A 13026-nucleotide genomic window follows, 5' to 3' on the forward strand; every position below is an offset into this window, starting at 1 on the left:
TATTGAAATTTGGAATATTACTATTGGAATTTTAATTAAAAATTCGGACTTAAATTGTATTTTTTGTAGAAATTATCCAAAGCTTCAACCACTTCATCTTCATTATCAACGACTTTAATCAAGTTCATGTCGTCAAGATTTGCGTTCCCTTCTTTTTCAATCATAACCGTTTTTATCCATTCTAATAATCCGGACCAGAATTCTGAACCTACCAAAATGATTGGAAATTTTCCAATTTTCTTAGTTTGGATAAGGGTTACCGCTTCAAATAGTTCGTCTAAAGTTCCGAATCCACCGGGCATTACTACAAATCCTTGTGCATATTTGACAAACATTACTTTACGCACAAAGAAATAGTCAAAGTTCAAGTTTTTGTCTTTATCGATATACGGATTAAAATGTTGTTCAAAAGGTAATTCAATATTCAAACCTACCGAAGTTCCACCACCATTATGCGCGCCTTTATTTCCAGCTTCCATGATTCCGGGTCCACCACCCGTAATAACTCCATAGCCGGCTTTACTAATTTTATAGGCAATTTTTTCGGCCAATAAATAATATTTGTTGTCTGGTTTTGTTCTGGCTGAACCAAAAATAGATACACAGGGACCAATTTTCGCCATGCTTTCATACCCATTTACAAATTCGGACATAATTTTAAAAATTGCCCAGGAGTCGTTGGTCCTAATTTCGTTCCAAGGTTTTTGATTTAATTTGTCTTGGATTTTATCATCGTCATTTAGAAATTGTTCTTTCTTCATTTTTTATATTTTATTCTATTTTAGTACTGTTAAAGCAAACGCGCTAAAGTAATTCTTTTTTCAAAAACGGTGCAGTGTAGCTTTTTTTGTTTTTTGCGACTTCTTCTGGAGTGCCAATGGCAACAACTTGACCGCCACCTTTTCCTCCTTCAGGACCAATATCAATAATATAATCCGCCAATTTGATTACGTCCATATTGTGTTCGATTATTAGGATTGTATTGCCTTTATCAACCAATTTAGTGATGACATCCATCAACACGCGAATATCTTCAAAATGCAATCCCGTTGTGGGTTCATCCATAATGTAGAATGTGTTTCCGGTATCTTTTTTAGACAATTCAGTTGCCAATTTGATACGCTGTGCTTCGCCGCCTGAAAGTGTGGTGCTTTGCTGTCCCAAAGTGATGTAGCCTAAGCCAACATCTTGTATTGTTTTGACTTTTCTGTAAATTTTTGGAATGTTTTCAAAAAACGGAACGGCTTCATCAACAGTCATGTTTAACACATCTGAAATGGATTTTCCTTTGTATCGAATTTCCAATGTCTCTCTGTTGAAACGCTTACCCTGGCAGGTTTCACACTCCACATAAACATCTGGAAGAAAACTCATTTCAATCGTTCGCACACCTGAACCTTCGCAGGTTTCGCATCTTCCACCTTTAACATTAAAACTAAAACGTCCTGATTTATAACCGCGAATCATAGCTTCGGGCATCATAGCATATAAATTTCTGATTTCAGAAAATACATCAGTATAAGTTGCCGGATTACTTCTCGGAGTTCGTCCAATCGGACTTTGGTCGATGTCGATTACTTTGTCGATATGTTCCAAACCTTCAATTTTCTTGTAAGGCTGCGGTTTTTTTACGCCATTAAAATAATAGGCATTCAGAATGGGATACAAAGTTTCATTAATTAAAGTCGATTTACCACTTCCAGAAACTCCTGTTACGCAGATTAATTTTCCTAAGGGCAATTCGATAGAAACATTTTTCAGATTGTTTCCCGATGCACCAGTAAGTTTCATAAATTTTCCGTTGCCCTCACGGCGTTTCTTTGGAACTTCAATTTTCATTTCGCCGTTCAAGTACATTGCCGTCATGGTGTGTTCTTTGAGCAATTCGGCGGGAGTTCCTTTGCTGATAATTTCACCACCAAATTTTCCGGCTTTTGGCCCAATATCAATCACATAATCAGCACGTTCAATCATATCTTTGTCGTGTTCGACTACAATAATGGAGTTGCCGATATCGCGCAGTTGCTCTAACGAATGAATTAGTTTCTCATTATCTCTTTGGTGTAAACCAATGCTCGGTTCATCCAAAATATAGAGTACACCAACAAGTTGTGAACCAATTTGAGTTGCCAAACGAATGCGCTGTGCTTCACCGCCCGAAAGTGATTTGGAACTGCGTGAAATCGATAAATAATTTAAACCTACATTCACCAAAAAGCGAAGTCGGTCTTTGATTTCCTTTACAATTTCAGTTGCTATTATTTTTTGTTTTTCAGATAAATAATGGTCTACATCGTCAAACCAAGCAGATAATTCCGAAATATCCATAGTCGATAATTCGAAAATGTTTTTTTCGTGAATTCGGAAATACATGGCTTCTTTTTTCAAACGTGAACCAAGACATTCTGGACACTCCACTTCGTCCATAAATTCTTTTGCCCAGCGTTTTATGGATGTTGAGTTGCTTTCGTCAAATTGATTTTTGATGAAATGGGAAATGCCTTCAAACTCAATTTTATATTCTTTGGTAATGCCTAACGTTTTTGATTCTACTGAGAATTTATCTTTTCCACCATACAATATAATCTGCATCGCTTCCTCCGAAATTTTCTCTATTGAATCCGTTATAGAAAATTCAAATTTCTCGCCAATGATTTCCAATTGCTTAAAAATCCATGAACTTTTATATTCTCCCAGTGGAGCCAGTCCGCCATTTTTGATTGATAGTTTAGCATTTGGAATAATCTTTTTGAGATTGATTTCATTTACAGTTCCCAAACCTTTACAATGTTCACATGCTCCTTTTGGCGAGTTGAACGAAAATAAATTCGGTTCCGGATTCTGATAGGATATTCCAGAAGTTGGACACATTAAATTTCGACTAAAATACCGAACTTCATTCGTGTCTTGATCTAAAATCATTAAGACATTTTCTCCGTGATACATTGCGGTTTTGATACTTTCGGATAAGCGTTTGTCGTTCTCTTCGTTATTTTCAATTACCATTCTGTCGATTACAATTTCGATGTCGTGGGTTTTATAACGGTCGAGTTTCATTCCGGGTAGTAAATCTTGCACAGTGCCATTTACACGAACTTTCAGAAAACCTTGTTTGGTTATTTGTTGAAATAATTCGGCATAATGTCCTTTTCGAGCCCGAATCACTGGTGCCAGAATATTGATTCGTTTTCCAGTAAAATTTTTGATAATCAATTCCTTGATTTGATCATCCGAATAGGAAACCATCTTTTCGCCTGTTACGTAGCTGAACGCTTCGCCGGCACGCGCATAAAGCAACCGCAGGAAATCATAAATTTCGGTAATGGTTCCAACAGTTGATCGCGGACTTTTACTCGTAGTTTTTTGTTCGATGGCGATTACAGGTGACAATCCGTCAATTTTATCCACATCTGGACGTTCCAATCCGCCCAGGAATTGTCGCGCATAAGCTGAGAACGTTTCAACATATCGACGTTGTCCTTCGGCATAAATGGTGTCGAATGCCAAAGACGATTTCCCAGAGCCCGAAAGTCCGGTAATTACCACCAGTTTTTCTCTGGGAATCGAAATATCAATATTCTTAAGATTGTGCACTCGGGCACCAAGGACTTCAATAGTATTTTCAGTATCTAGCATAGCAATTTTAAATTCCGAAATTTCGGAAGCAAAGGTAGTGTTTTGCAAGGGATTTTTAGATAAGCAGTTGAGAAGATATTGTTAAAAATGACTAATCAATCACCATTTCTTTCAAACGCTGACGGTAATTTTCGAGTAGATCTATTTTGGAAATAAAACCAAAGTATTTTCCTTTTTGAATTACGGGTAAAATCGACGCATTCGCAGTTTCAAACTGCTTCATCACTTTTTCAACTTTGTCTTCTAATAAAATGATGGCTTCCGGCTGGGTGATAATTTCACTAATAGACATAAATTTCACGTTATACGGATTGAAAATGACTTTTTTTGCGGTTTCGAAATCGATGATCCCAACCAAGTTTTTCTCTTCATCAACAATAGGGATTATTTTTTGTTCAGTAGTAGCGAATACCTTTACGGCACTTTCTAGCGTGTTATCAAGCGTTAAGGTTTTGTATTTTTTATGAGCAAGTTTATACAAGTCAATACTTTGCAATATATTTTTATCTTTGTCGCTGGTAAAAACATCACCTTTATCAGCCAATGGTTTTACATCCATAGAGTGTTTTTCGAACTGTTTGGAAACAGCATAACTCACAGAAGAAACGATCATCAAAGGCACCATCAAATCATAACCACCGGTAATTTCGCCAATAAGGAAAATGGCAGTTAAAGGTGCGTGAAACAATCCGCTTAGAATTCCGGCCATACCAACAATTGTGAAATTGGCAATGGGTAATGGCGTTGTGAAGTTTAGTAAGTTTACAAATTTAGCAACAAAAAAACCAAGATAAGAACCAACAAAAAGGGAAGGGGCAAAGTTTCCGCCATTCCCGCCGCTGCCCAGAGTCAGTCCCGTAGCAAAAGCTTTTAGTAGCATGGTTACACCAACAAACGCTAGTAAAATCCATTCGCTGCTTTTGAATTTTTCGAGCACGGTATTATCTAATAAAACACTCGGATTTTCAGAAGCCAAAATTTTAATGCTTTCGTAACCTTCACCAAAAAGTGTCGGGGAAAAAAATATTAAAACTGCTAAAATTGAAGCGCCGAATAATGCTCTGCGATAGCCTTTGTTTTTGAAACTTCCGAAAAACTTTTCTACTTTCTGAAAATTACGGGCGTGATAAATAGAAGCGAAACCGGCTAAAATTCCCAATAGAATATAAAATGGTGTATTGTGGTAATCAAATTGTAGTGATTGTTCAAAATTAAGAAGCGTATCCGCGCTTAACGCAACTTTTGAAATTAGTGCGCCTGTTGCTGCAGAAATAATTATTGGGATAAAGGCTGAGATAGAGACATCAGTTAAAACGATTTCAATCGCAAATAATACTCCAGCAATGGGAGCGTTAAAAGCGGCACCAATTCCGGCAGCAACACCACAGGCCAAAAGCAAAATTCGGTCTTTTTGAGAAAGGTGGTATTTCTGCGCAAAATTAGATCCAAAAGCTGCGCCCGTAATCACAATCGGACTTTCTAAACCTGCAGAACCTCCAAGGCCAACAGTCAAAGAGCTCGTTATTAATTGCGAATACATTTGTTTTTTTGGAATAATCCCTCCTTTTTTGGCAACCGCATACAAAACCTTAGAACTACCTTTTTCTAAACTATTGCCCAAGAAATTCCGAACTACAAAAACGGTGAGCAAAATTCCGATGATTGGCAGTAAGCTGTTAATGTAAGGTAATTTCAGAAATCCATTGATTTCATTTGCCCAGAGGAAAATATTGTGGGCAAAACTTTTAAGAATTATTACGGCGATTGAACACGTAATGGCTACAACAATACTTGCAAAATAGATAAAATTACGCTCGCTTAGTTTATCTTTCAGAAGGAAAATTAAATTTTCGGCTCTTCTGAAAATGGTTCTAATAACAATTTTAAAATTGGACGCTTTAGTCGTAGGCATTTATTCAAATCTTTGAATCTGCTAAAATACTACATTAACCCATTGGGTGCAATTATAATTTTGCATCCTATTGTACAGAAAATGTCACACTGAGCTTGTCGAAGTACTAAAAAAAGATCTTCGACAAGCCCAGACAGACAATAAAAATTCTAATTGACATGAGGTATCGTTCAAAATATATTTTTAGTGGTGTTTTAGTTGCACCCAACAAGTTGCCTTATTTATTGTATATGAAAATGAGGCGTATTTATTAACACTCCTCATTTAACATTTGAGCTTTTAATGTCTTGGTATTCGTCCCGTTGTAGGCTCTTTGAACCCAATAAGCACCCAGCGGATTGTGTCAAGTTCATAATAAAAGTCATAACTGTCATCGCCTGTATTGATGCCAGCATATATTTTACCATTCGGTTGCTTTTGAAAGCCAAAACTGTAATCCTCTAACAAACTGTCTTTTGGGAAATTCTTGACGATTTTAGTGGTTTTATTTTTCCAATCATAAACTATTATCTCGGTTTTAAAAACTTCGATTCCTGGTAAATTATTATACTTTTTTACCTGGCTTTTAAATTTATAATATTTCCTATCATCAATTTCATATCTAAAATTGAAATCCCAACTATTTTTTCCAGAAACTATTTTTTCACCAAAGTGGATTGTATTTCCACCTTTTTCGAAAAAAACCTTTTTTTGGAATATCCCATTTCTGGAGCTTTGCTCAAATTTTGGTTCAACAGCATACTTTCCATCGATGTATTTTACAAGATACTTGGTCTCTAGTTGATAAAGTATTTGTTTGTCATTTAAGGTATCTTTAAAAACATAGGTTGTTGTTCCGTCCAATCCGGCGATAGTGCAATTTTTCAAGTAACTGAATTTAGCTGCTATTTTGTTTAGAAACTCTTTTTTGCCAATGAGGTTTATTTTTTTCAATTCCTTTTTTTCTCTATCTATTGAATAATATTCATCTATTGGAAATCGGTCGTATACACTTCCTCCAATCGGACCTCCCCATTTGCCAGTGGAATCATAAGTTGTTTTTCCGTAATCCCTTTTTATGATTATCCAATCATTGCGCATTTTTTGATATTGCAGTGAAGTGATATTGACAATACTTTTATCTAAATGACACAAAATGGTATCGCCTTTTTTATTTTTTAGGACTAACAAACAGCGATCGGTTTTCTGATTTGCATAAATAGAGGCATTTCGTCTAAAAGGCGTTTTTTCTGAATCCCAATAAGGATAATATGTAAGTTTATATTTTCTAATAATATCCTCTGTATGCAAAGTTTGCTTTTTACAAGAGGAAAAACACATAGTGATAAAAACAATAACCACTAAAACTTTAAAATCTTTCATGTCGATGTATTTAAAGATTCAGCAATTTGATATCGCCTGCAGCTGTTATGATATAATATCTGTTGTTACGAATAATGGTGTTTTTAGGAAGTTGATCTTCTTTCAATTTAATGCGAATCGTAATTTCATAAAACGCCTGAATGGTTGGTTCTGTAATATCGGCATTAAAAATAAAGTTATGGTCTTTTACCATCGCAGCATTATAGTATTCGGTGCTGTTTTTCTTAATGTTGTGAACAACGCCTTTTGGATCAAAATTAGCATCGGCTTGTGAATACGCCTGATAGCTTCTATAGCTTTCCATTGGATAAGTGACATTAAAACCTTCTTGTAAAATCTTCTCTTTTTTGTTTAAATCCGTGTTCATTATCAGGGAATAATTAGCCATATACTCTTTGAATTGTTCCATTGCTTTCTTTTGCATCTGAAAACGAATTCCATCCAAATTTGTAGTTACATAATCAACCTTTGCCAAATCATAAATTTCAAATTTACCACAAATGGCAACGATTCTGTCAAAATCATTATTGTTTTTGAATTTTATCAAAATATTCTTTTTCAATTCAAAGCCCGAAGGTTGTTCGTTATAGGTTTTTGGATTGAAGATTTTCTTTTCAACACTGTAATCATACGTTGGAACAAACGAAATCATGTCGGATGCGATTTCAATTTCCTTGTTAAAAGCACTTAGCTCTTTCATTACATTCCCAATGCGTTCATCAATTAAACTGGTTGCTTCTTCGGCTGTTTTCCCGAGTTGCAAAATACTGAAAGTCGCTATTTGAGCAGTGGCTCTTTCGTTGTAAATTCCCTTAATGGTAATCACCATTTCATCCTGACTGCTCGTTGTAGTCTGGATTGTATTTACACGATTAATTGCATACTGATTTCCGCCATAATTGGCATTTCCCGATTTTTTGTCATAGTTTACATTTCCATCGTTTTGAGCTGATGTAAAATGGATTACTGCCATTAGGCAAACTGCTGTGATAAATTTTGATTTCATTTTTATATGTTTTTAAGATTATTGAGGCAATGTTACGCCGATGTCAAAATGTAAGTCTGGCAAAACCACTTTCAACTGGCTGTAAAGTTTTTTAGTTACATTTACAGTGCTTTTACAGCAGCTTTTCAGCAAATGATACTCAGGCTTCTTATACTTTTGAACAGAATTTACGAATGACCGAATTGGAACAATTTCAGCGATTAAAAAAACTCGTGCTTTTGAAATATCAGGAGCATTATCCTTTTTTTCAGGGAAATTGGAAAAGTTTCAGCGCGCAGGATATCCAGAAACTTATTGACTTAATTGAAGAAAATTGCAAGCAAACCATAAGCGAAAAATGGATTTACACGCATTTAAAACCGGAAACAAACAGCAAAATTCCAAGAAAAGACATGCTGAATATTCTGGCTCAGTTTACCGGGTTTTCAGGTTGGGATGAATTTGTTTTTGATGAGAATGCACCGACTGCAATTACTTCCCCAAAAGCTAAACAATCGGTTTCTAAGCTTTGGCTGTTACTTTTTGTACCGATTATTGGTGTTGCAGTTTGGTATTCCAATTTCAGTAAACCGGAAATTCCGGAAACGAAAAGCATCGAACTGAATAATGAATTTACCAACGAAAAAGTAAAATCAGACGAAATTATAGTAATTCAAGTTGAAGATTCTGTCGAAAAACCTTTGGAAGTCAAAGACGGAAAAGTGCAACTCAAACCTTCGGAAAATAAACAAACCAAATTGATAATCAAGAGTCCTTTTTATCATCCGAAAACTGTAATGATAAATAATTCGACAACAAAAACTCCAAGGCAAGTTTCGCTGACACCCGATGATTATGCTATGATGCTTAAAGCTTTTATGGTTTCGGATATTAAAAACTGGCAAACGAGAAAACAACAGCTCAATAAAATTTTATCCGACAATTTGGAAGTTATTGTGATGTTGAAGAATAATTTAGGTGCCGAATATTATGATAAAAATGAATTCTCACAAAAATTAATTGTGCCAACCGCAACGGTAAAACGAATGCGAATTATTGAAGTTAAAAACGATGCTGAAAACAAGATTCAGTTTATCAGAATCAAACAAGAATAAAATGAAGACGATTTTTTTATTTATCACAATGGTACTGTTTGGGCAATTCGTCCATGCACAATCGACCAAGGAAGAGCGCATTTCTGAAAAGAAAAGTGGACAAGTTAGTTTATCCAAAAAATACGCAGTTAAAATGCTGGAAGATTATCAGGAAAACGCCAAAACTAAAGTGGAGGATTTGTTTACTTACTTTCAAATGCTGACCGATGCTTCGTTAACCGATGATTTGAAAAAAGAAGTCGTAATAAATATCAAAAATAGCTTCCAAAACCAAAACCCAGAAGTGATAGATTTTACTTCGGAACCCAATGAAAAGATTGCGCTGAACGCGCTAATTGATAAACTCTTATTCTCTGAACCGATTATTTTTATAGTTTCAAATGTATGGCAGAATAATTCAGAGACTGCTTTAAGCTGGAAAATGAAGTATACAGTTATCAGAACAAAATCGGGCGTAAGCCAAACTATTAAACTAAGTCAACTTGTTTATTTGTTTGAGCAGAATAAGACTTTTGGAAACGCAACTAAAAATGTTACTATTACTTTTTTAGGCAAGATAGAATAATTTAAAATCCTGCAGCTTTATCATCACCACGAAAATCAGCTCCGCCTTCTAGTTTTCCGTTGGGCTGTATCAATATTGCATCGACTTTCCCGAGAACTGGCGCAAACTTTTCATTGATTGTATAGCCTTTAGATTTAAGATTTTCTAGGGTGATTTTATCAAATTTATTGGGTTCAACCATAATATCTTCTGGCAGCCATTGGTTGTGAAATCTTGGTGAATCAACCGCTTGTTGCATCGTCATTTTGAATTCGTATACATTTAAAATCGTTTGTAAAACTGATGTTATAATTGTAGAACCGCCAGGCGAACCTAATAGCATAAATAGTTTGCCATTTTTCTCCACAATGGTTGGTGTCATTGAACTCAGCATTCTTTTTTGTGGTACAATACTATTGGCTTCAGCACCGACCAAACCATAAGAATTAGGAACACCAGGTTTGGCTGAAAAATCATCCATTTGATTGTTTAAAAAGAAACCTAATTCGTCACAATACAATTTTGATCCATAAGCGCCATTGAGCGTTGTCGTTACCGAAACTGCATTTCCTTGAGCATCAACAATAGAGTAGTGAGTGGTTTCATCGCTTTCATAAACCGAAACATCGCCATGACTAACATCTGCTGATGAGGTTGCTTTTTCAAATGAAAAACTTTTCATTCGGTCTTTGAGATACAACTCGTCCAATAATTGTTTTTGTGGAATTTTTACAAAGTCGGGATCGCCTAGAAAATAATTTCTATCGGCGTAAGCTCTTCGTTCCGCTTCTGCTAAAAGTTGGATGTATTGTGTTGCATTAGGTTTAAATGTTGAAACGGCATAGGGCTCAATCATTTTCATAATTTGTGCTAAAGTAATGCCTCCGCTTGACGGTGGCGCCATCGAAATTATATTCAGTTCTTTGTATTTAAATGTTATAGGCATGCGCCAAACGACTTGGTAATCGGTTAAATCTTTCATCGAAATAATTCCGCCTTTTTTCTTTAAAAATGCAACTAATTTTTTAGCTGTGTTTCCTTTGTAGAATTCGTTTCTTCCGTTTTTAAGAATTTGTTTTAAGGTAGTAGCTAAAGCTTTGTATTTGATAACATCCCCTTCTTTAAAGGTCTTATTGTATAAAGTTTTGTCGCCACTAATTTTGACAATTATATCCCGATATTCCTCTAGTTTGACCTTCTCTTTTTCGGAAACGATGATTCCTTTTTCAGCCAAATCAATAGCCGGTTGAAATAACGCTTTCAAAGGAAGTTTGCCTAACTTTTTATGAACATCAAAAATAGCTGCGATGCTACCCGGAATTCCAACTGACAAAGCGCCATCGGTACTTAAATTGGGAATAACGTTTCCGGCTTTATCTAGATACATGTTTTTGGAAGCTTTTTGAGGTGCTTTTTCGCGAAAGTCTAATGATCCTACTTCTCCATTGGCTTTTCGGTACACCATAAATCCGCCACCTGAAATATTTCCGGCATAAGGATAAGCCACTGCTAAAGCGAGTTGCGTCGCAATCATCGCATCAAAAGCATTGCCGCCTTTTTTGATAATGTCAACTCCAATTTTGGAAGCTTCTTCGCGAGCAGAAACTACGATCGCTTTATCGGCAACTAGCCCTTTTTGTTGAGAAAAAAGTGAAACGGAAATCAGCAAAAAGAAAAGAAAATACTTTTGCATAAATTAGGTGTTGAGTTCTTGTAATTTTGCAGTACAGTGCAGGCGTAATTCTTCGAAAAACAGAGTGAATTCGTTTTCAAATTCCGTGTAATAGTGTTGAAGTTCAACTATCGATTCATGCATCGCAACACGATTTTTCGTTCTGTGATCCATCTGGAACATGATCATTTGCAGCCCGTCAATAGTGGCATAACTTACTAACCAGTTTCTCGCAAACATATAAGGAATCATGCCTTTAACTCTTTCGGTTAGTATTTCGTAATTGTCTTTTAGCAGATGGTAAAAAGTGTCAGCATAGGTTTCTAGTTTTTCATCTGAATAGGTGTTCCAATTTTTGGCCAAGAAATGGTCGTAGAAGATATCCATAATCACACCTGAATAATGACCGTATTTTTCGTGTAAGCGATGCTTACTTTGCCGGTAAATGGGATGCATATCGGTAAAACTGTCGATAGAACGATGGAGCAGAATTCCTTTTTGTATTTCCATTGGATACACATCATAACTGTGTCCGCGAATGCTGTCCGCCATAAAGTTTCCGATTTTTAGCAAATTGTTGTCACCAGAAAGATAGATGTGAGCTAGGAAGTTCATGTGCCTAATTTAAGAATTTTAAATTAGAAATTTTGAATTTTAAATTAGAATTGAAAAATGGCATTCTTTATATTTGTAAACAAATAAAAAGTAACATTCAAAATTTAGAATAATATAAAATGACTTTAATCAAATCTATATCGGGAATTCGGGGCACTATTGGCGGGAAAGTGGGTGATAATTTAACTCCGGTTGATGCCGTTAAATTTGCTTCTGCTTATGGAACTTTTCTAAAAAATAGCCAGCAGCCATCAGCCATTAGCCATCAGCCAAAACTAAAAGTTGTCATTGGTCGTGATGCTAGAATTTCTGGTCCGATGATTCATAATTTGGTAATGAATACCTTACTTGGATTAGGGATAGATGTTATTGATTTGGGTTTGTCTACTACGCCAACGGTTGAAATTGCGGTTCCAATGGAACAAGCAGATGGTGGCATTATTTTGACGGCTTCACACAATCCGAAACAATGGAATGCCTTGAAATTATTGAATTCAAAAGGAGAATTCCTTAGCGGAAAAGAAGGCGAACTGATTTTGGAAATTGCAGAATCGGAAGCTTTTGATTTTTCGGATGTGGATTCCTTAGGCGAAATTACCGTGAATGATGCCTATATGGACATTCATATTGATGAAGTTTTGGATTTGCCTTTAGTGGATGCTGCGGCAGTTGCTAAAAGAAAATTCAAGGTTGTAGTTGACGGTGTAAATTCTTCGGGTGGAATTATTATACCGAAACTATTGGAACAAATGGGTGTGGAGTGTGTGAAATTATATTGTGAACCCAATGGACATTTCCCGCACAATCCAGAGCCTTTGAAAGAACATTTAGGAGACATTTGTAAGTTAGTTGTAGAAGAAAAAGCCGATTTCGGAATTGTTGTTGATCCAGACGTGGATCGTTTGGCGTTCATTTCAAATGATGGAGAAATGTTTGGCGAAGAATATACGTTGGTGGCTTGCGCTGATTATATATTGAGCAAAACTCCGGGAAATACCGTTTCTAATATGAGTTCGTCACGTGCTTTGCGCGATATTACGACCAAACACAACGGAAGTTATAAAGCCAGTGCTGTAGGTGAAGTAAATGTGGTGGAATTGATGAAGAAAACCAATGCTATTATTGGCGGCGAAGGCAATGGTGGAATCATTTATCCAGAATCCCATTACGGAAGAGATAGTTTGG

The 13026-nt window shown here is 35.9% G+C and carries 10 protein-coding genes; 3 read left to right on the forward strand and 7 right to left on the reverse strand.

Features of this window, described 5'->3' with window-relative positions; all coding sequences use genetic code 11:
* Nucleotides 1–35: 35 nt before the first annotated feature.
* The 5 genes from PSU83_RS03640 to PSU83_RS03660 form a co-directional block, all read right to left on the reverse strand.
* Nucleotides 36–761 (reverse strand): TIGR00730 family Rossman fold protein, encoded by a 726-nt coding sequence (locus PSU83_RS03640; RefSeq protein WP_300586831.1) that lies wholly within the window; start codon nt 759–761, stop codon nt 36–38.
* Between the two features lie 43 nt (nt 762–804).
* Nucleotides 805–3636, reverse strand: coding sequence for an excinuclease ABC subunit UvrA (uvrA, locus tag PSU83_RS03645; RefSeq protein WP_300586842.1), 2832 nt, complete (start codon nt 3634–3636; stop codon nt 805–807).
* Nucleotides 3637–3727: 91 nt separating this feature from the next.
* Nucleotides 3728–5548: a chloride channel protein gene (locus PSU83_RS03650; RefSeq protein ID WP_300586832.1), complete on the reverse strand. Its 1821-nt coding sequence runs from the start codon at nt 5546–5548 to the stop codon at nt 3728–3730.
* A gap of 279 nt (nt 5549–5827) precedes the next feature.
* On the reverse strand, nt 5828–6910 hold the full coding sequence (locus PSU83_RS03655) for a hypothetical protein (RefSeq protein WP_300586833.1): 1083 nt from the start codon (nt 6908–6910) through the stop codon (nt 5828–5830).
* A 10-nt stretch (nt 6911–6920) separates the two neighbouring features.
* Nucleotides 6921–7916 carry an SIMPL domain-containing protein gene (locus tag PSU83_RS03660; RefSeq protein ID WP_300586834.1) on the reverse strand — a complete coding sequence of 332 codons (996 nt, stop codon included), beginning with the start codon at nt 7914–7916 and terminating at the stop codon, nt 6921–6923.
* 173 nt (nt 7917–8089) lie between these two features.
* On the opposite strand from PSU83_RS03660, the gene PSU83_RS03665 reads away from it, so the two are divergent.
* A complete protein-coding gene (locus PSU83_RS03665; RefSeq protein ID WP_300586836.1) occupies nt 8090–9010 on the forward strand; it encodes a hypothetical protein in 921 nt (306 codons plus the stop codon).
* 1 nt (nt 9011) lies between these two features.
* On the forward strand, nt 9012–9575 hold the full coding sequence (locus PSU83_RS03670; protein ID WP_300586838.1) for a hypothetical protein: 564 nt from the start codon (nt 9012–9014) through the stop codon (nt 9573–9575).
* Nucleotide 9576: 1 nt separating this feature from the next.
* Here PSU83_RS03670 and ggt read toward each other — a convergent pair whose 3' ends face one another.
* Both ggt and PSU83_RS03680 read right to left on the reverse strand, forming a co-directional pair.
* Nucleotides 9577–11247, reverse strand: coding sequence for a gamma-glutamyltransferase (ggt, locus tag PSU83_RS03675; RefSeq protein ID WP_300586839.1), 1671 nt, complete (start codon nt 11245–11247; stop codon nt 9577–9579).
* A 3-nt stretch (nt 11248–11250) separates the two neighbouring features.
* Nucleotides 11251–11841, reverse strand: a complete 591-nt coding sequence (locus PSU83_RS03680) for an acyl carrier protein phosphodiesterase (RefSeq protein ID WP_300586840.1) — start codon at nt 11839–11841, stop codon at nt 11251–11253.
* A gap of 119 nt (nt 11842–11960) precedes the next feature.
* On the opposite strand from PSU83_RS03680, the gene PSU83_RS03685 reads away from it, so the two are divergent.
* The coding region (locus tag PSU83_RS03685; protein ID WP_300586841.1) for a phosphoglucosamine mutase at nt 11961–13026 on the forward strand (1066 nt) is incomplete at its 3' end.

Origin of the sequence: Flavobacterium sp. (assembly GCF_029945805.1) — a bacterium.
Lineage (GTDB): Bacteria > Bacteroidota > Bacteroidia > Flavobacteriales > Flavobacteriaceae > Flavobacterium.